This window comes from Streptomyces cinerochromogenes, assembly GCF_014648635.1.
In the GTDB taxonomy this organism is placed as follows: domain Bacteria; phylum Actinomycetota; class Actinomycetes; order Streptomycetales; family Streptomycetaceae; genus Streptomyces; species Streptomyces cinerochromogenes.
Genome location: NZ_BMRM01000001.1, coordinates 285,679 through 304,696 on the forward strand (window position 1 = coordinate 285,679; position 19,018 = coordinate 304,696).

Consider the following 19,018-nt stretch of genomic DNA (forward strand, 5'->3'; position numbering starts at 1 on the left):
GCCGCCTGGTACCCGGCTGGGGCCTGCCGCAGGGTCGTGGCGTGACCACGACGACCTCGCCCATGACCGCCGCCCCGTCCCGGGCGGCCCTGAGCCCCCTCGGCCTGTTCACCCTGCTCCTCGGCACCGCGCTCCCGATGATCGACTTCTTCGTCGTGAACGTGGCGCTGCCGACGATCGAACGGGACCTGCACGCACCCCCGGCCACCCTGGAGATGGTGGTGGCCGGGTACGCGGTGGCGTACGCCGTGCTCCTCGTCCTCGGCGGCCGGCTCGGGGACTCGTACGGCCGGAGGCGGCTGTTCCTGTGGGGGGTGGCCGGTTTCGGGCTGACCTCGCTGGCCTGCGGGCTGGCGCCGGGCGCCTGGTGGCTGGTGGCCGCGCGGGTGGCACAGGGTGCCGCGTCGGCGGCGCTGCTGCCGCAGGTGCTGGCCACCCTCCACGCCACGACGTCCGGGGAGCGCCGGGCCCGCGCGGTCGCCCTGTACGGCTCGGTGGGCGGGGTGTCCGTCGTGCTCGGGCAGGTGCTGGGCGGGGTGCTGGTCGCCGCCGATCCCGCGGGCACCGGCTGGCGCGCGGTGTTCCTGGTGAACGTGCCGGTGGCGGTGGCCGCGTTCGGCTGTGCGCTGCGCTCGGTGCCGGACAGCCGGGCGGAGCGGCCGGCGCGCGCCGATCTCGCCGGTACGGCGCTGCTGGCGGCGGCGCTGACCGCGCTGCTGCTGCCGCTGACCGAGGGCCGGGCGGCGGGCTGGCCGGTGTGGTCGGTGCGGCTGCTGTGCGCGGCACCGCTCATCGCCGTGGCCTTCCACGTCGTGGAACGGCGGGTGGAACGTACGACGGGCGGCGCGCTGCTGCCGCCGTCGCTCCTCGCGGCCGGCGAGGTGCGCCGGGGGCTGCTGCTGGGCCTGCCGGTGTTCGTCGGCTTCGCGGGCTGGATGTTCGTGACGGCGGTCACGCTGCAGCAGGGCCTCGGGTACGGGGCGCTGCGGGCGGGGCTGACGCTGGTGCCGATGGGGGTGGCGCAGTTCGCCGCGTCGATGCTGGCGCCACGTGCCGTACGGCGGTTCGGCGGGCGCGCGGTGACGCTGGCGGCGGTCGTCCACATCGCGGGCCTCGCGACCCTGGCGGCGACCGCGCTGCTGGGGCCGTGGCCGCGCCTGAGCCCGCTCGCGCTCGCCCCCGGACTGGCACTGTGCGGGGTGGGCCAGGGCCTTGAGCTGCCGTTGTACTTCCGCTTCCTGCTGGCGGCGATCCCGGACCGGCTGGCGGGCGCGGGCAGCGGGCTGGCGGCCACGCTCCAGCAGTCGTGCCTGGCCGTCGGGGTCGCGACGCTGGGTTCGCTGTTCCTGTCCCTGGTGCCGGGAGCGGGGATGCGGAAGGCGCTGGCGGTGGTGCTGGCGGTGCAGGCGGCGGGCCTCGCGGCGCTGGCCGCACTGGGACCGGCCCGTTCCGCACTGGGCCCGACCCGTTCCGCACCGGGCCCGGCCCGCTCCTCCGGTCGTCCGGCGGAGGATCATGTATGACTCATTAGTTAGACGCACTATTGAGTTGGGCGTAGGATGGGACCATGCCCGAGTTGAGTCCTCGCCGACGCCTGCTCGTGCTCGCGATCTGCTGTATGAGCCTGCTCATCGTGAGCCTCGACAACACCGCGCTGAACGTCGCCCTGCCCTCGATGCAGCGCGACCTGCACGCCACCACCTCCGGCCTGCAGTGGACGATCGACGCCTACACGCTGGTCCTCGCCTCGCTGCTGATGCTCGCGGGTTCCACGGCCGACCGGATCGGGCGCAAACGCGTCTTCATGGCCGGCCTGACGGTGTTCACCGTCGGCTCCCTGCTCTGCTCCCTCGCCCCGAACCTGGAACTGCTCATCGTGTTCCGCATGGTCCAGGCGGTGGGCGGCTCGATGCTCAACCCGGTCGCCATGTCGATCATCACCAACACCTTCACCGACCCCCGCGAACGCGCCCGCGCGATCGGTGTGTGGGGCGCGGTGGTCGGCATCTCCATGGCGGCGGGCCCCCTGGTCGGCGGCCTGCTGGTGCAGTCGGTCGGCTGGCGCGCCATCTTCTGGGTCAACCTGCCCGTCGGTCTCGCCGCCCTCCTCCTCACCCTCCGCTTCGTCCCCGAGTCCCGCGCACCCCGGGCCCGCCGCCCCGACCCGGTCGGGCAGCTGCTGGTGATCGCCCTGTTCGGCTCGCTGACGTACGCGATCATCGAGGCGCCGGAGTCGGGCGCCGCCCCGGTGGCACCGTTCGCGGTGATCGCCGCGGCCGCCCTCCTGACTCTCCTCCGGTACGAACCCCGGCGCCAGGAACCCCTCATCGAGCTGCGCTTCTTCCGCTCGGCACCGTTCAGCGGCGCCACGATGATCGCGATCAGCGCGTTCGCGGCCCTCGGCGGCTTCCTCTTCCTCTCCACCCTGTACCTGCAGAACGTGCGCGGACTCGACGCCCTGCACGCGGGCCTGTGGATGCTGCCGATGGCCGTACCGACGTTCCTGTGCGCCCCGCTCTCGGGCCGCCTGGTCGGCAGCCGCGGCCCGCGCCTGCCCCTCCTGATCGCGGGTACGGCGATGACCGCGAGCAGCGTGCTCTTCGCCGCCTTCGAAGCGGAGACGACGAACTCCACCCTGCTGCTCGGCTACGTCCTCTTCGGCATCGGCTTCGGCTTCGTCAACGCGCCGATCACCAACACGGCGGTCTCCGGCATGCCCCGCGCCCAGGCCGGAGTCGCCGCCGCCGTCGCCTCCACCAGCCGGCAGCTGGGCCAGACCCTCGGCGTCGCGGTGGTCGGCGCCGTCCTGGCCTCCGGCATCGGCTCGTCCCCGTACCGCCACGCCTTCGTCCCGGCAGCCCGCCCCGGCTGGTGGATCCTCACCGCCTGCGGCCTGTCCGTCCTCGTCCTGGGCCTCCTGACCAGCGGCCGCTGGGCCCGCCGCACCGCCGAACGGACGGCGGAGAGCCTGGAGGCGGGCGAGATCCGGGAGGCCGTGGGGGTGGCCGGGGGCGCGGAGCGGGCGTAGGGGCCGCCCGCCAGGGGCCCGGGGCGTGCTGTCCGACGACGGCACGCCTCCGTTCGGAGCCAGGGCCGGCCCGCCCGCCACGCCGGGCGACACTGCCCCCATGGATCTCCTCTCCCTCCGCTACTTCCAGACCGTGGCCCGCCACCAGCACATCAGCCGGGCCGCCGCGGAACTCCGTGTCGCGCAGCCCTCGGTGAGCCGGACGATCATCCGGCTGGAGGCCGAGCTGGGGACGCCGCTGTTCGACCGGCAGGGGCGTCGGATACGGCTCAACGAGCACGGCGCCGCCTTCCTGGCACGGGTCGAGCGGGCGCTGGCGGAACTCGACGACGGACGGCGCGAGCTGGCCGATGCCGCGGGGACGGGGCCGGGGCGGGTCGCCGTGGCCGCCGAGACGCTGCTGCAGTTGTCGGGTGTGCTGTCCGCCTTCCGGGAGCTGCGGCCCGGGGTGAAGGTGCGCCTGTTCCAGGCACCGGTGGAGTCCATGCGGCAGCATCTGCGGGCGGCCGAGGTGGACTTCGCCATCGCGTCGCAGCCGTTGGCCGGGCCCGGGCTGTGTGCGGTGGAGCTGGTGCGGGAGGAGGTGCTGCTGGCCGTGCCGCCGGGACACCGGCTGGCCGGGCGGGAGCGTGTCGCGGTGGCCGAGCTGGCCGGTGAGGACTTCGTCAGCACGCGGACCGGGCACTGGCAACGGGCTCTTCTGGAGCGGCTGTTCGCGCGGGAGGGGCTCACCCCGCGCGTCGTCTGCGAGGGGGACGAGGCCGCCGCCACTCCGGGGCTGATCGGCGCCGGGCTGGGCGTCGGGCTGATGCCGGCCGTCGCCCGGCGGGCCCTCGGCGGGGACGGCCTGGTCGCCTGGGTGCGGCTGGACGCCGACGACTGCCACCGGATCCTGACCCTCGTGTGGCGCGACAACGCCTATCTCTCCCCCGCCGCCCGGGACTTCCGCCGACTGGCCGAGGAACAGTTCATGCCCAAAGCGCCATGAGCATATGGCGGAACCGGTCGTGGAAGGCATGAGCGGCCGGACAGTAGCGTCGGCGGCGTCCAGCGGTTCCGAGTCAGGGTGGAGGAGAGCGGGATGGAGTACGGCGAGGCCGGTTTCCGCAGTTACGTGGAGGTCCTGGTGGACGCTCTGGGCGTGGAGCCGGCCCGGGCGGTCGTCACGACCGCCGAGGGGCGGGTGATCGGCGCGGCGGAGCTACGGGACCAGGTCCTCCGGCTCGCCGGGGAACTGGCGGACCGCGGGGTGGGCCGCGGCACCACCGTCGGCCTGCTCACCGGCAACACCGCCGAGGCCCTGATCGCCCGGTACGCGGCCAACCTGGCCGGTGCCCGCGTGGTCTCCCTCTACGAGGGGATGAGCCCGCCCGTCATGGCCCGCGTGCTGGAGAGCGTGGACTGCGCCCTGCTGCTGGTGGACGACCAGGGGCACGGGACGGCCCGGGAGGTGTCACCCGGCATCCCCGGGACGCTCTCGCTGGGGCCCGGCGGGTTCGCCGAGGACGTACTGGCCCGGGCCGCTCGCCGACCGGCCCGGCCGATGAGCGGACGGGTGCGCCCGGACGACGACTGGTGCATCCGGCACACCGGCGGGACGACCGGGATCCCCAAGGGCATCCGCATGAGCCACGGCTCCTACCGGATCGCCCTGGACCGGCAGACCGCCGACGCCGGTACGCCGCCGCCCCGCTACCTCGCCTGCACCGCCCTCGCCCACCTCGCCGGGATCTTCGCCGACATGGCCCTGCTCCAGGGCGGCTCGGTGGTCCTGCGGCACGGGTTCGATCCCGGGGACGTGCTGGCCACGATCGAGCGCGAGCGCATCACCGACACCTGGCTGCTGCCGCCGCTGCTCTACCGGCTGCTGGACCACCCGGACCTGCCCGGCACCGACCTGTCCTGCCTGCGCCGGATCAGCTACGGCGGCACCGCCGCGTCACCGGCCCGGATGCGGCAGGCGGCCGAGGTCCTGGGTCCCGTGCTGTACGGCCTGTACGGGCAGGCCGAGGCCCAGCACATCACGGCGTCGGGGCCCGGGGACCTGGAGGTGACCGGCGCCGGCGGGCAGCTGACGGTCGGCCGGGCCCTGCCCGGTGTGGAGATCGCCGTCCGGGACACCGCCGGTACGACCCTGCCGCCCGGGCGGTGGGGCGAGGTGCAGGTGCGCTCGCCCTATGTGATGTCCGGCTACTGGAAGCAGCCCGAGCTGACCGCCGAGGTGCTGCGGGACGGCTGGGTGCACACCGGTGACGTCGGTTATCTCGACGAGGACGGCTACCTCTACATCGTGGACCGGATCAAGGACATGATCGTGGTGGTCGGCGGTCACGTGTATCCGGCGGAGCTGGAGGAGCTGCTGCTGGGCCATCCGGACGTGGCCCGCTGCGCGGTGTACGGCGTCCGGGACGAGGAGTCGGTGGAGCACGTCCACGCCGCCGTGGTGCCCGCGCCCGGCCGGCGCCCGTCCCTGGAGGGCATCCGTGACTTCGTCACCACCCGTAAGGGACGCCTCTACGCCCCCGACGCCCTGCACCTGCTCCCCGAGATCCCCCTGACGGCGGCGGGCAAGCCGGACAAGAAGCTGCTGCGGTCCCGGCTGTCCGGCTGAGCCGGGTGAGCTAGCGGGCCCCGCACGCGAGCGCGTACAGCCGTTCCAGCCGCTCCCGGGTCACCTCGTCCCTCGGGGTGTACGTCACCATCCGGGCGCCCGACTCGGGGGACAGCCACAGGTCCGTGTGCTCCAGGGTGAGGAGACCGACGTAGGGGTTGCGGAACTCCTTGTACCGGGAGCGCGTGGCGACCACCTCGTAGCGCTGCCAGTTCTCGCGGAACGCGGCCGACTCCTGCAGTCGCTTCAGGAGCATCTTCCAGGCGGGCTCGCCGAGGTGTCCGGCGAGGGCGGCGCGCAGCCGGGCGGCCATCAGGCGCTGGGTCTCCTCCAGGTGGACGACCGCCTCCTGCCACTCCTCGTGGGTGTGCACGAGGAGCATGCAGTTGCGGTCCTCGGGCGGGACCGCGTCCAGGTCGCCCAGGAGACGGCCGTAGGTGCGGTTGTAGGCGAGGATGTCGTACCGGCTGTTCTGGATGCAGGCCGGTATCGGTTCCAGCCGGGTCAGCATCTCGCGCAGGGCGGGGGTGATGCTCGGGCAGTTCGCGGCCGGGGTCGGGTCGGTCGTGCCGGCCAGCTGGAAGAGGTGGGCGCGTTCGCTGGCGTCCAGGCGCAGGGCGCGCGCGAGGGCGTCCAGGACCTGCACGGAGACCTGGATGTCGCGGGCCTGTTCCAGCCAGGTGTACCAGGTGACGCCGACCGCGGAGAGCTGGGCGACCTCCTCGCGGCGCAGCCCGGGGGTACGGCGGCGGGTGCCGCGCGGCAGGCCCACCTGTTCCGGGGTGATGCGCTCGCGCCTGCTGCGCAGGAACGCGGCCAGCTCGTGCCGGCGGATCGCCGCTCCCCGGGCCCGCTGCGGCGGGGCGGTCTCCTGGACGGTGGTCGTCATAGGGCCAGGGTGCCGCGCCGGGCATCCTGTTTCCAGGTGCTCCTGGTACCAGGATGACGGCGCCTCGCCACCAGGCTGGGCCACAGGGCCGGGGCAGGGGCCGGCCGGCGGCCGGGCGGGGTCAGCCTGTTGCCGGGTAGTTCTTGTACCAGGAGAGGGAGACTCTGGTACCCGTCTGGGCGGTCCCGCAGGCTCGGGGGCATGAGGGAAACCACCGTCACCGTCCCGGCCGTCCGTCCGGCGGCCGCGCCGCCCGCGCTCGGCGGGCCCGGGCTGTTCACCGTCCTGCTGGCCGCGGCGCTCCCGCTGGTCGACTTCTTCATCGTCAACGTGGCCCTGCCGGCCATCGGCGCCGATCTCGCCGCGGGCGAGGCCGTGCTGGAGCTGGTCGTCGCCGGGTACGGGGTCGCGTACGCCGTGCTGCTGGTGCTCGGCGGGCGGCTCGGGGACCTGTTCGGCCGCCGGCGGCTGTTCCTCGGCGGAATGGCCGCCTTCGGACTCACCTCGCTGGCCTGCGGGCTCGCGCCCGGCGCCTGGAGCCTGGTCGCGGCCCGGGTCGCGCAGGGCGCCTCGGCCGCCGCGATGCTGCCGCAGGTGCTCGCCACCATCCAGTCCGCCACGAGCGGCGCGCGCCGGGCGAAGGCCATGAGCCTGTACGGCGCCACGGCCGGGCTGGCCATGGTGGCGGGGCAGATACTCGGCGGGGTGCTGGTCGCCGCCGATGTCGCCGGCACCGGATGGCGGGCGATCTTCCTCGTCAATGTGCCGGTCGTGGTCGTCGGGCTGGCGCTGGCCGCGCGGTACGTGCCGGAGACCCGGTCGCAGCACCCGGAGCCGGTGGACGGGCCGGGCACGGTGCTGCTCGCGGTGTCGCTGCTGACGCTGCTCGTGCCGCTCACCGAGGGCCGGGCCGCGGGCTGGCCGCTGTGGACGTGGCTGTCGCTGGCCGCGTTCCCGTGCGCGGCGGGCGCGTTCTGGGTGGTGGAGCGGCGGGCGGACCGGTCGGGGCGTACGCCGCTGGTGCCGCCGAGCCTGTTCCGGGTGCCGTCGATGCGGCGCGGTCTGGAGCTGCTGCTGCCGTTCTCCATCGGCTTCAGCGGGTTCATGTTCATGATCGCGCTGGCCCTGCAGCAGGGCGCCGGGCTCGGTCCGGTGCCGGCCGGGCTCGCGCTCGCGCCGATGGCGGTGGCGTACCTGCTCGTCTCCCTGGCCGGGCCCCGGCTGATCGCCCGCCACGGCACCCGGGTGGTCACCGCCGGGGCCGTGCTCCAGGGTGTGGGCCTGCTGCTGATCCTGCTGACCGTGTGGCGGGACTGGCCGCGGCTGGACGTCCTCGCGCTGCTGCCGGGGACGGCGGTGGCCGGTGCCGGTCAGGCGCTCCAGCTGCCCAACGTGATGCGGATCGTGCTGTCCGAGGTGCCGCCCGCCCGGGCCGGCGTCGGCAGCGGGGTGATGGTGACCACGCAGCAGTCGGCGCTGGCCCTGGGCGTGGCCACGCTGGGCACGCTGTTCCTGACCCTCGTGCCGCACCTGGGCATGCGGGACGCGCTGCTCGTCACGCTGCTGGTGCAGCTGGGCCTTCCGGTGCTGACGGGACTGCTGAGCCTGCGCTTGCCCCGCGTCCCGGGGTGACGGCCCCGCCGGGCCGGGAGACCCCCTGTCCCCTCAGCCCCTCAGCCCCCGCACCAGCAGGTCCACCACCGCCGTGAACTCCTCGTCGACGCCGGCGGCGGTCCACTCGCGGGCGTAACACGGGTCGTGGAAGCGGCCGGTGGCCTGGAAGACGGCGCGGGCCGCGGCGGCGGGGTCGGTCACCCGGAAGGCGCCCGTCTCCGTGCCGGCGGCGACGATCCGGGTGAGCTGGCCGGTGAGATCGGCTATGTGCTCGCGGACCACACCGCCGAGTTCCTCGACCAGGACGGTGTAGGTGGCGAACAGCTCGGGGTCGTCGCCGGCCTTGTGCCGCTTGGCGGCGAAGAGGGCGGCGAGCCAGTCCCGCAGCCGCTGCTCCGGGTCGCGGTCCTCGGCCGTGACGATCCCGGCGAGCCGCTCCGAGGTGCGGTCCAGCCAGCGCTTGGTGACCGCCTCGCGCAGCGCGGCCTTGGTGCGGAAGTGCCGGTAGACGCTGCCGTGGCTGACGCCGAGCGCGCGGGCGACGTCGACCACGGTGGCCTTGGCCGGGCCGTGGCGGCGCAGCACCTCCTCGGTGGCTTCGAGGATGCGCTCGGCGGTCAGGATCTCGCTGGTCGGTGGCATGCCTAGACGGTACCCGGCGCGGTGTTCACCGTTCGCTGTCGAGCATGGCCATCTGCTCCGCGGCGTAGCGGTCGCCGGCCGCCGCGTCCGCCGGTACGGCGCTCTCGATGGCGGCGAGGTCGGCCGCGTCCAGGGTCACGTCCAGGGCGCCCAGCGCCTCGCCGAGCCGCTCACGGGTGCGGGCGCCGACCAGCGGCACGATGTCCTCGCCACGGGAGAGCACCCAGGCGATGGCGATCTGGGCGACGGTGACGCCCTTCTGTTCCGCGACCTTCCGCAGGGAATCGACGAGCGTGAGGTTGTGCCGGAGGTTCTCGCCCTGGAAGCGGGGCGAGTGGGCGCGGAAGTCGTGCGCGGCCAGCTGCCGGTCGGGGGTGAAGTGGCCGGAGATCAGTCCGCGGGAGAGCACGCCGTATGCGGTGACGGCGATCCCCAGCTCGCGCAGGGTGGGCAGGATCTCCCGCTCGGGGCCGCGGGAGACGAGCGCGTACTCGATCTGGAGGTCGGCGATCGGGGCGGTGGCGGCGGCCCGGCGGATGGTGTCGGCGCCGACCTCGCTCAGTCCGATGTGCCGGACCCAGCCCTTCTCGACCAGTTCGGCGATCGCGCCGACGGTCTCCTCGATGGGGACGTCCGGGTCGAGCCGGGCGGGGCGGTAGATGTCGATGTGGTCGACGCCCAGGCGCTGCAGCGAGTAGGCGGCGAAGTTCTTCACGGCGGCCGGGCGGCCGTCGAAGCCGGACCAGCCGCCGTCCGGGTCGCGCAGGGCACCGAACTTCACGCTCAGCACCGCGTTCTCCCGCGAGGCGGCCGGGGCGGTGCGCAGCGCTTCGGCGATCAGCAGTTCGTTGTGGCCCATGCCGTAGAAGTCGCCGGTGTCGAGCAGGGTCACGCCGGCCTCCAGGGCGGCGTGGAGGGTGGCGATCGACTCGGGGCGGTCCGCGTCGCCGTACATGCCTGACATGCCCATGCAGCCGAGGCCGAGGGCGGAGACCTGGGGGCCGGTGGTTCCGAGGGTGCGGGTTCGCGTCGTCATGGCTCCAGCCTGCCATGACGAATGACAGATTTCAATATCTGTCATTCCATAGCTGTCACCTCGTGGATGTCACCCCCTGGACGCCCCCCCGACTGGCAGGTTGGTCCAGACCTATTGACGAGAGGTCTGGACCAGAGCATTGTCATGCCTACGACACCTCGCCGCACCCCCACCGGGAGGCCTCGCATGATCAGACGTCTGCTCGTCACCGCGCTCACCGCGGTGTTCCTCGTCCCCCTGGGCCTCGCCACCGCACCCGCCGCGTCCGCCGCCGACACCTGCGCGGTGAAACCGAGGCCGGCCGGAAAGGTGCTCCAGGGCTACTGGGAGAACTGGGACGGCGCCACGAGCGGCGTCCACCCGCCCTTCGGCTGGACGCCGATCACCGACTCCCGCATCGCCGCCCACGGGTACAACGTCGTCAACGCGGCCTTCCCGGTGATCCGCTCCGACGGGACGGCGCTGTGGGAGGACGGCATGGACGCCGGCGTGAAGGTGGCCACGCCCGCCGAGATGTGCGCGGCCAAGGCGTCCGGGCAGACGATCCTGCTCTCCATCGGCGGTGCGGCGGCCGGCATCGACCTGTCGTCCTCCGCCGTGGCCGACCGGTTCGTGGCGACGATCGTCCCGATCCTGAAGCAGTACAACTTCGACGGCATCGACATCGACATCGAGACGGGGCTGGTGGGCAGCGGCAGCGTCAACCAGCTCTCCACGTCCCAGGCCAACCTGATCCGGATCATCGACGGGATCCTCGCCCGGATGCCGTCCGGCTTCGGCCTGACGATGGCGCCGGAGACGGCGTACGTCACCGGCGGCAGCGTGACCTACGGCTCGATCTGGGGCGCGTACCTGCCCGTCATCAAGAAGTACGCGGACAACGGCCGGCTGTGGTGGCTGAACATGCAGTACTACAACGGCAGCATGTACGGCTGCTCCGGCGACTCCTACGCGGCCGGCACCGTCCAGGGCTTCACCGCCCAGACCGACTGCCTGGACAAGGGCCTGGTGGTGCAGGGCACGACGATCAGGGTGCCGTACGACAAGCAGGTCCCGGGCCTGCCCGCCCAGTCCGGCGCGGGCGGCGGCTACATGACCCCGTCCCTGGTCTCCCAGTCCTGGAAGCACTACGGCACAGCGCTCAAGGGCCTGATGACGTGGTCGGTCAACTGGGACGGCGCGAGGAACTGGACCTTCGGCGACAACGTCAGGGCGCTCCAGGAGCGCTGACCGGGCGCGGACACACGGATGCCGGACGGGCCGACTCGCTCGGCCCGTCCGGCATCCGGGGCTGTGACTAGGCGCCGACCAGGCGGCTGGCCAGGTAGCCCTCGATCTGGTCGAGGGACACGCGCTCCTGCTTCATGGAGTCGCGCTCACGGACCGTGACGGCGTTGTCCTCGAGGGTGTCGAAGTCGACGGTCACGCAGTACGGCGTACCGATCTCGTCCTGGCGGCGGTAGCGGCGGCCGATGGCGCCCGCGTCGTCGAACTCGATGTTCCAGTTCTGCCGCAGGGCCTGGGCGAGGCCCTTGGCCTTCGGGGACAGCTCCGGGTTGCGGGACAGCGGGAGGACGGCGACCTTCACCGGGGCCAGGCGGTGGTCCAGGCGGAGCACCGTGCGCTTCTCCATCTTGCCCTTGGCGTTGGGCGCCTCGTCCTCGACGTAGGCGTCGAGGAGGAAGGCCAGCATGGTGCGGCCGACACCCGCCGCCGGCTCGATGACGTACGGCGTCCAGCGCTCGCCGGCCTCCTGGTCGAAGTAGGAGAGGTCCTGGCCGGAGGCCTTGGAGTGCGCGGAGAGGTCGTAGTCGGTGCGGTTGGCGACGCCCTCCAGCTCGCCCCACTCCGAGCCGCCGAACTGGAAGCGGTACTCGATGTCGGCGGTGCGCTTGGAGTAGTGGGAGAGCTTCTCCTTCGGGTGCTCGTACCAGCGCATGTTCTCCTCACGGAGACCCAGGCCGGTGTACCAGTTCCAGCGCTGCTCCATCCAGTATTCCTGCCACTGCTCGTCCTCGCCCGGCTTGACGAAGAACTCCATCTCCATCTGCTCGAACTCGCGGGTGCGGAAGATGAAGTTGCCCGGCGTGATCTCGTTGCGGAACGACTTGCCCATCTGGGCGATGCCGAACGGCGGCTTGCGGCGCGAGGTGGTCTGCACCTGGGCGAAGTTGGTGAAGATGCCCTGGGCGGTCTCGGGGCGCAGGTAGGCGACCGAGCCGGAGTCCTGGGTCGGGCCGAGGTGCGTCGACAGCAGGCCGGAGAACTGCTTGGGCTCGGTGAACTGGCCCTTGTTGCCGCAGTTCGGGCAGTTGATGTCCGCGAGGCCGTTCGCCGGGGCGTGGCCCTTCTTCTCCTCGTACGCCTCTTCCAGGTGGTCCGCGCGGAACCGCTTGTGACACGAGGTGCACTCGGTCAGCGGGTCCGTGAAGGTGGCGACGTGACCGGAGGCCACCCAGACCTCGGAAGCCAGGATGACGGACGAGTCGATACCGACGACGTCCTCGCGGGACGTCACCATGTAGCGCCACCACTGGCGCTTGATGTTCTCCTTGAGCTCGACACCCAGCGGTCCGTAGTCCCAGGCGGCACGCTGTCCGCCGTAGATCTCACTGCAAGGGAAAACGAAGCCACGGCGCTTGCTCAGGCTGACGATGGTGTCGATCTTGTCGGCGGCCACGGTGCTCTCTTCATTACGACGACGGGCGTTGAAGCGAGATGCTTCCAGCGAATGATTCAGGTTACCGGCGCAGGCTCCCCCACGACCAAATCGGCCCCTGTCCGGACCGCCTGACGAGCGTTGTTGACAACGGTTTCCATGTTTGTTGAAAATGACTGTCATGAACGTACGACGACGCGCCCGGTCCGGCGCGCACCGCCTCATACCCGCCGCCGCGGTCGCCGTGGCCACCGCCCTCGGCGTCGGCACGCTCTCGGCCTGCTCCGGCGACAAGGCGGTCGCGGCCAACACGAGCAAGTTCGACGTCGTCGCGTCGTTCTACCCCCTGCAGTTCCTCGCCGAGCGGATCGGCGGGGACCACGTCCACGTCACCACCCTCACCTCGCCCGGCCAGGAGCCGCACGACCTGGAGATCAGCCCCCGGCAGATCGCGGCGCTCCAGGAGTCCGACGCGGTCCTGTACCTGAAGAACCTCCAGCCGTCCGTCGACGACGCGGTGGCCCAGTCCCCGGTCGGGACGAAGATCGACGCGGCCTCCCTGACCACGCTGGAGGAGCACGGCACCGAGGTCGGCGGCCACGCGGCCGGGCACGACAGCCACGAGGGCGGGGAAGCCGCCGGCAAGGACCCGCACATCTGGCTCGACCCGGTGCGCTACGCCCAGGTCGCCGAGGGCGTCGGCAAGGCCTTCGAGAAGGCCGACCCCGAGCACGCGGCCGATTACCGGAAGAACACCGCGGCCCTGGTCAAGCAGCTGGACGCGCTGAACACCCGCTTCAAGGACGGCCTCGCGCACACCAGGAGCAAGGTCTTCCTCACCACGCACGCCGCCTTCGGCTACCTCGCCGAGCGCTACGGCCTCACCGAGGAGGCCATCAGCGGCCTCGACCCCGAGTCCGAGCCGAGCGCCGCCCGGATCAGGGACCTGGAGAGGACGGCCGAGGCCGACGGCGTCTCCACCGTCTTCTACGAGACGCTCGTCAGCGACAGGACCGCGAAGACCCTCGCGAAGGACGCGGGCCTGAAGACCGACGTCCTCGACCCGATCGAGGGCATCACCGACGCGTCCCGCGGCAAGGACTACCTCGCCGTCCAGGACGCCAACCTCAAGGCGCTCCAGCAGGCACTGGGCGCCCGGTGAGGGGAGAAGAGATGGCAGCCACCGAGCCCGTCATAGCCCTGCGCGGGGTGACCGCCGAACTCGGCGCGCGTCCCGTACTGCGCGGGATCGACCTCACCGTCGGCCGCGGCGAGGTCGTCGCGCTGCTCGGCGCGAACGGCTCCGGCAAGTCCACGGCGATCCGCACGATCATCGGCCAGGTCCCGGTCAGCGGCGGCACGATCGAGCTGTTCGGCACCCCCCGCCGGTCCTTCAAGGACTGGGCGCGCGTGGGCTACGTACCGCAGCGCACCACGGCCGCGGGCGGGGTCCCGGCGACGGTCACCGAGATCGTCTCCTCCGGGCGCCTGTCCCGCACCCGCTTCGGCGTCTTCCGCAAGGGCGACCGGGAGGCCGTGCGCCGGGCCCTGGAACTGGTCGGCATGGCGGACCGCGCCAAGGACTCCGTGAACGCCCTGTCCGGCGGCCAGCACCAGCGGGTGCTGATCGCCCGCGCGCTGGTCGCCGAACCCGAACTGCTGATCATGGACGAGCCGATGGCGGGCGTCGACCTGGCCAGCCAGGAGATCCTGGCGCGGACGCTGAAGCAGCAGGTCGAGGCCGGTGCGACGGTCCTCCTCGTGCTGCACGAACTGGGCCCGCTGGAGCCCCTGATCGACCGGGCGGTCGTCCTGCGCGACGGCTGCGTGCTGCACGACGGCCCGCCGCCGCGCGCGGTCGGCCAGCACGCGCTGCCCGGCCACGACCACGTACACCCGCACGCACCCGCGGGCGCCGAACCGATCCGCACGGGACTGCTGAGCTGATGGACTTCCTGAACTACGCCTTCATGCAGCGGGCGCTGCTGGCCGCCGTCCTGGTCGGCATCACCGCGCCCGCGGTCGGCATCTACCTGGTCCAGCGCCGCCAGGCCCTCATGGGCGACGGCATCGGACACGTCGCCATGACCGGCGTCGGCCTCGGCTTCCTCCTCTCCACCTCCCCGGTGTGGATGGCGACGGCCGTCTCCGTCCTCGGCGCGGTCCTGATGGAACTGATCCGCTGGTACGGCAGGACGCGCGGTGACATCGCCCTCGCCATGCTGTTCTACGGCGGTATGGCCGGCGGTGTGATGCTGATCAACCTCGCGCCGGGCGGCTCCAACGCCAACCTGATGTCGTACCTGTTCGGCTCCCTGTCGACGGTGTCCGAGTCCGACGTGACCGCGATCTGCGTGCTCGCCGCCTTCGTGCTGCTGGTCACGCTGGGCCTGCGCCGCCAGCTGTTCGCCGTCAGCCAGGACGAGGAGTTCGCGCGGGTCACCGGCCTGCCGGTGCGCGCGCTGAACCTGCTGACGGCCGTCACCGCGGCCGTGACCGTCACGGTCGCCATGCGGGTCGTCGGCCTGCTGCTGGTGTCCGCGCTGATGGTCGTCCCCGTGGCCGCGGCGCAGCAGCTCAGCCGCAGCTTCACCGTCACCTTCGTGATCGCGGTGGCGATCGGGGTGACCGTGGCCGTCGGCGGCACGGTCACGTCGTACTACCAGTACGTTCCGCCCGGCGCCACGATCGTCCTGCTGACCATCGCCGCGTTCATCGTGCTGACCGCGCTGGCCGGCCCGCTGGCCCGGCGACGCGCCCGCGCCGCCGCCGCGGCCCAGCCCGCCGGCGACCCGGCGGAGTGCTCCATTCCGGCCGCGCGGGGAGCCGGCGACGAGGTCGGCGTCTGACCGCTGACAGTCCGGGCTGGCACAATGGCCCGGGCAGACGCGAGACGTTGAGGAGGCAAGGGTGACGACCGCTGGACCGCCCGTGAAGGGCCGCGCGACCCGACAGCGTGCAGCCGTGGCGGCGGCCCTGGACGAGGTCGACGAGTTCCGCAGCGCGCAGGAACTGCACGACATGCTCAAGCACAAGGGCGACTCCGTCGGCCTGACCACGGTCTACCGCACCCTCCAGTCCCTCGCCGAGGCCGGCGAGGTCGACGTCCTGCGCACCTCCGAGGGCGAGTCCGTCTACCGCCGCTGCTCCACCGGCGAGCACCACCACCACCTGGTCTGCCGCGCCTGCGGCAAGGCGGTGGAGGTGGAGGGCCCGGCCGTCGAGAAGTGGGCCGAGGCCATCGCGGCGGAGCACGGCTACGTGAACGTCGCGCACACGGTGGAGATCTTCGGCACGTGCGCCGACTGCGCCGGCTGCGCCCGGGCCTGACCGCCGGGGCGCCCGCTCCGGCTCAGCTCCGCCCGAAGCAGCGCTCCAGCTCGTCCAGGTCGTAGAAGGCGCTGCCCTTCGCGACCGGACGGCACCCCGCCCTGAACGCCGTCTCCTTCTCGTTGTAGAGCATCCGCACCAGCCAGCGGTCGCCCTTGCGGAAGACGTCCCACTGGATGTTGGCGCCCAGCGGGGAGACGGCGGCGCCCCGCCACGGGTTGTCCGCGTAGGTGTACGGCTCCCCCGGCGCCGCCGGCTCCGTGCTGCCCGGCAGGCCCATCAGCGCGGCCAGCGGGATGATCTCCTCGGCGTGGGTGAAGCGCAGCTCGGCGCCGAGACGGCTGGTGCCGGCCCGCTTGGCCTCGACCTGCCGGAACAGGTCGTCCAGCAGGACGCCCGCCATCTGGTAGGTGATGTCGCTGTCGTCGAAGCCGGGACCCTTCTCGTAGAAGTCCTCCGCGTCCCCGAGGTACCCGAACCAGGCCGCGTCCGTACGGGAGACGAACCGCTCCATGCCCCAGCCCGCGCCGCCCGGGCTCTCCTCGCTCATCGCGGGGGCGATGGCGTACAGGTTGTAGACGGCCTCGGCGGCCCCCACCTGGTCGCCGATCCGCTCCACGAAGGCGTCCTTGAAGATCTTCCGCAGTATCCCGCGGGCGGCCTGCCGCGTCCGGGGCTGGCCGGTGATCCGGCTCAGGGTGTCCTTGAGCCGCTGGTCGTGGGCGATGTAGTCCCGGTAGGCGGCACCGCCCGCCGCCTTGTGGAAGTACAGCAGGTCCTTGTCGGTGCGGGCCGGCCCGATGAGCGGCTCCAGCGCCGGGTCGGCCCCGGCGAGGGCGTCCGTGAACGCGGTGCCGCTGTCCACGGCCCGCCCCTGCCCGGAGCTGACGACGTCGATCTTCTCCCCGTCGTCCGCGATCTCCTGGAACAGGGCGGGCAGCCGCCGCTCCATGCGTACGGCCGTGTCCGCCAGTTCCCGCTTGCCGCGCCCGCTGAGGCTGCCGTAGCCGACCTTGGCCATGGCGGCTTCCAGGGCGCGGACCGTCGGCCCGAACTCCTCGCCAGTGTCGGTGAGTTGCCCCTCCGCCTCGGCCTGGTCCCACAGCGCGAGGACCAGATCCCCGTCCTCGCTGTCCGTGGCCGCGCGGGAGCCGTGCCGGGAGACGTTCTCGGTGAAGACCGGCTCGAACCCGGCCGGGGGCCGCTGGTAACCGTGCGGGTTCCGCTGCGGCGCGTAGGGCGCCTTGGTGCCGTAGCTCTCGCGGTGCGCGGGCCCGTCGGCCGCGTGCGCGGGCAGCGCGGTGAGCAGCAGGGCGCCGAGGGCGAGGACAGGAGTGAGACGTCTCATGATCCCGTATGCTCGGCGGCCCGCGTGAACCCCCGGTGGCTACGAGGTGGAATCGCCCTTCATGGCGGCCTCCATGGCGAGCAGTTCCTCGTTCGGCACGGCTCCGCCGAAGCGGCGGTCGCGGGAGGCGAACTCCATGCAGGCCCGCCACAGGTCACGGCGGTCGAAGTCGGGCCACAGCACGTCCTGGAAGACCATCTCGGCGTACGCGCTCTGCCACAGCAGGTAGTTGGAGGTGCGCTGCTCACCGCTCGGCCGCAGGAACAGGTCGACGTCCGGCATGTCCGGGTAGTACAGGTACTTCTGGATCGTCTTCTCGGAGACCTTCGACGGGTCGAGCCGGCCCGCCTTCACGTCCTCCGCGAGCCGCTGCGCCGCGTCGGCGATCTCCGCTCGGCCGCCGTAGTTCATGCAGAAGTACAGCGTGAGCAGGTCGTTGTCCTTGGTCTGCTCCTGGGCGACCTGCAGCTCCTTCGCCACCGACTTCCACAGCCTGGGCATACGGCCCACCCAGCGCACCCGGATCCCGAGGGCGTCGAGCTGGTCCCGGGTCCTGCGGATGAAGTCGCGGTTGAAGTTCATCAGGAAGCGGACCTCGTCGGGCGACCGCTTCCAGTTCTCGGTGGAGAAGGCGTACAGCGAGATGTTGCGCACGCCGACCTCGATGGACCCCTGGAGCACGTCGAGCACCCGCTCGGCGCCGACCTTGTGCCCCTCGGTGCGCGGCAGCCCCCGCTCCTTCGCCCACCTGCCGTTGCCGTCCATGACGATCGCCACATGGTTCGGGACCAGCTCACCCGGGAGCTTGGGCGCACGCGCACCCGACGGATGCGGCTCCGGCGCCCTGTACTCGCGCCGCTGGCGCCCCAGGATCCCGCGTACGACCATGTGCCTCTCGTCTCCCTCTTACTTCTCGACGTACCTGAGCGAACGCAGCCCGCGCTCCAGATGCCAGTGCAGGTAGGCGGACACCAGCCCGCTGCCCTCGCGGACGTACCGCGGCTCGCACGCGTCCGCCGTCTCCCAGTCTCCCGTAAGCAACGCCCCGAGCAGTACCAGGGTCTGCGGCGACGGTACGACACTCCCGGGCACCCGGCAGTCGACGCAGACGGACCCGCCGGAGGCCACGGAGAAGAACCGGTTCGGACCGGGCATCCCGCACTTCGCGCAGTCGCCGAAGCTGGGCGCGTACCCGTTCACGGCGAGGGAGCGCAGCAGGAAGGCGTCGAGGACGAGGTGGGGCGCGTGCTCGCCCCGGGCGAGCGTCCGCAGCCCCCCCACGAGCAGCAGGTACTGCTGCACGGCCGGCTCACCCTCGTGGTCGGTGAACCGCTCGGCCGTCTCCAGCATGGCCGTCCCGGCGGTGTACCGCGCGTAGTCGGTGACGATCCCCCCGCCGTAGGGCGCGATCGTCTCGCTCTGCGTGCACAGCGGCAGGCCGCGCCCGACCAGCTCGCTGCCCCGCGCGAAGAACTGCACGTCCACGTGGGAGAAGGGCTCCAGCCGGGCCCCGAACTTCGACTTGGTGCGCCGCACCCCGCGCGCCACGGCCCGGACGCGTCCGTGACCGCGCGTGAGCAGCGTGATGATCCGGTCCGCCTCACCCAGCTTCTGGGTGCGCAGCACGATGCCGTCGTCGCGGAACAGACTCATGACACCCATTCTCGCCCATGCCCGGGAGCGGCCGGAGCGCGTCCGGCCTCGGGCGGCTACGCCATTCGTGTGTGCCGTCTTGACCGCCCCCACAGCCCCTCCTATGGTCGCGCTACCGACCGGACGTAGGACGTAGGACGTCGTATCTCCCCTCCCTTCCACCCGCTGGAGGACCCGTGCGCGACGACGACGTGACCGCCGACGGAGC

The 19,018-nt window shown here is 72.4% G+C and carries 17 protein-coding genes; 10 read left to right on the top strand and 7 right to left on the bottom strand.

Annotated features, from left to right (window positions below; genetic code table 11):
- Positions 1–41: 41 nt before the first annotated feature.
- The 4 genes from IEZ20_RS01240 to IEZ20_RS01255 all read left to right on the top strand — a co-directional run bounded on the left by IEZ20_RS01240 (position 42) and on the right by IEZ20_RS01255 (position 5,639).
- Positions 42–1,523, top strand: a complete 1,482-nt coding sequence (locus IEZ20_RS01240) for an MFS transporter (RefSeq protein WP_373303874.1) — start codon at positions 42–44, stop codon at positions 1,521–1,523.
- Between the two features lie 44 nt (positions 1,524–1,567).
- Entirely contained in the window at positions 1,568–3,028 is a 1,461-nt protein-coding gene (locus tag IEZ20_RS01245) for an MFS transporter (protein WP_189294175.1), read from the top strand.
- 100 nt (positions 3,029–3,128) lie between these two features.
- On the top strand, positions 3,129–4,016 hold the full coding sequence (locus IEZ20_RS01250) for a LysR family transcriptional regulator (protein ID WP_189294176.1): 888 nt from the start codon (positions 3,129–3,131) through the stop codon (positions 4,014–4,016).
- 93 nt (positions 4,017–4,109) lie between these two features.
- Complete coding sequence (locus IEZ20_RS01255; protein ID WP_189294177.1) at positions 4,110–5,639, top strand: AMP-binding protein; 1,530 nt, start codon at positions 4,110–4,112, stop codon at positions 5,637–5,639.
- A gap of 10 nt (positions 5,640–5,649) precedes the next feature.
- Here IEZ20_RS01255 and IEZ20_RS01260 read toward each other — a convergent pair whose 3' ends face one another.
- Complete coding sequence (locus tag IEZ20_RS01260) at positions 5,650–6,528, bottom strand: helix-turn-helix transcriptional regulator (protein WP_189294178.1); 879 nt, start codon at positions 6,526–6,528, stop codon at positions 5,650–5,652.
- 201 nt (positions 6,529–6,729) lie between these two features.
- Here IEZ20_RS01260 and IEZ20_RS01265 point away from each other — a divergent pair, with 201 nt between their 5' ends.
- A complete protein-coding gene (locus IEZ20_RS01265; protein ID WP_189294179.1) occupies positions 6,730–8,160 on the top strand; it encodes an MFS transporter in 1,431 nt (476 codons plus the stop codon).
- 33 nt (positions 8,161–8,193) lie between these two features.
- Here the strand turns inward: IEZ20_RS01265 and IEZ20_RS01270 are convergent, their stop codons facing one another.
- Together IEZ20_RS01270 and IEZ20_RS01275 are read right to left on the bottom strand one after the other, a co-directional pair.
- Positions 8,194–8,784 carry a TetR/AcrR family transcriptional regulator gene (locus IEZ20_RS01270; protein WP_189294180.1) on the bottom strand — a complete coding sequence of 197 codons (591 nt, stop codon included), beginning with the start codon at positions 8,782–8,784 and terminating at the stop codon, positions 8,194–8,196.
- Positions 8,785–8,809: 25 nt separating this feature from the next.
- A complete protein-coding gene (locus IEZ20_RS01275; RefSeq protein ID WP_189294181.1) occupies positions 8,810–9,820 on the bottom strand; it encodes an aldo/keto reductase in 1,011 nt (336 codons plus the stop codon).
- 186 nt (positions 9,821–10,006) lie between these two features.
- Between IEZ20_RS01275 and IEZ20_RS01280 the strand changes: the two genes are divergently transcribed.
- Positions 10,007–11,050, top strand: coding sequence for a chitinase (locus IEZ20_RS01280; RefSeq protein ID WP_189294182.1), 1,044 nt, complete (start codon positions 10,007–10,009; stop codon positions 11,048–11,050).
- Positions 11,051–11,117: 67 nt separating this feature from the next.
- On the opposite strand, the gene IEZ20_RS01285 is transcribed toward IEZ20_RS01280, so the two are convergent.
- Complete coding sequence (locus IEZ20_RS01285) at positions 11,118–12,500, bottom strand: glycine--tRNA ligase (RefSeq protein WP_189294183.1); 1,383 nt, start codon at positions 12,498–12,500, stop codon at positions 11,118–11,120.
- A gap of 160 nt (positions 12,501–12,660) precedes the next feature.
- Between IEZ20_RS01285 and IEZ20_RS01290 the strand changes: the two genes are divergently transcribed.
- The 4 genes from IEZ20_RS01290 to IEZ20_RS01305 all read left to right on the top strand — a co-directional run bounded on the left by IEZ20_RS01290 (position 12,661) and on the right by IEZ20_RS01305 (position 15,809).
- The gene (locus IEZ20_RS01290; RefSeq protein ID WP_189294184.1) at positions 12,661–13,641 is read left to right on the top strand and encodes a metal ABC transporter substrate-binding protein; all 981 of its coding nucleotides are present in this window, start codon (positions 12,661–12,663) and stop codon (positions 13,639–13,641) included.
- Between the two features lie 11 nt (positions 13,642–13,652).
- Positions 13,653–14,426, top strand: coding sequence for a metal ABC transporter ATP-binding protein (locus tag IEZ20_RS01295; RefSeq protein ID WP_189294185.1), 774 nt, complete (start codon positions 13,653–13,655; stop codon positions 14,424–14,426).
- Positions 14,426–15,328, top strand: coding sequence for a metal ABC transporter permease (locus IEZ20_RS01300; protein WP_189294186.1), 903 nt, complete (start codon positions 14,426–14,428; stop codon positions 15,326–15,328). Before IEZ20_RS01295 ends, IEZ20_RS01300 begins: the two co-directional genes overlap by 1 nt.
- Before the next feature lie 61 nt (positions 15,329–15,389).
- Positions 15,390–15,809 (top strand): Fur family transcriptional regulator, encoded by a 420-nt coding sequence (locus IEZ20_RS01305; protein WP_189294187.1) that lies wholly within the window; start codon positions 15,390–15,392, stop codon positions 15,807–15,809.
- A gap of 22 nt (positions 15,810–15,831) precedes the next feature.
- Here IEZ20_RS01305 and IEZ20_RS01310 read toward each other — a convergent pair whose 3' ends face one another.
- From IEZ20_RS01310 to recO, 3 genes are read right to left on the bottom strand one after another with little or no spacing between them, the layout of a single operon-like run.
- Positions 15,832–17,157 (bottom strand): histidine-type phosphatase, encoded by a 1,326-nt coding sequence (locus tag IEZ20_RS01310; RefSeq protein ID WP_189294188.1) that lies wholly within the window; start codon positions 17,155–17,157, stop codon positions 15,832–15,834.
- A 39-nt stretch (positions 17,158–17,196) separates the two neighbouring features.
- Positions 17,197–18,045 carry an isoprenyl transferase gene (locus IEZ20_RS01315; RefSeq protein WP_189294189.1) on the bottom strand — a complete coding sequence of 283 codons (849 nt, stop codon included), beginning with the start codon at positions 18,043–18,045 and terminating at the stop codon, positions 17,197–17,199.
- An 18-nt stretch (positions 18,046–18,063) separates the two neighbouring features.
- The gene (gene recO / locus IEZ20_RS01320) at positions 18,064–18,810 is read right to left on the bottom strand and encodes a DNA repair protein RecO (RefSeq protein WP_189294190.1); all 747 of its coding nucleotides are present in this window, start codon (positions 18,808–18,810) and stop codon (positions 18,064–18,066) included.
- Positions 18,811–19,018: the final 208 nt, after the last annotated feature.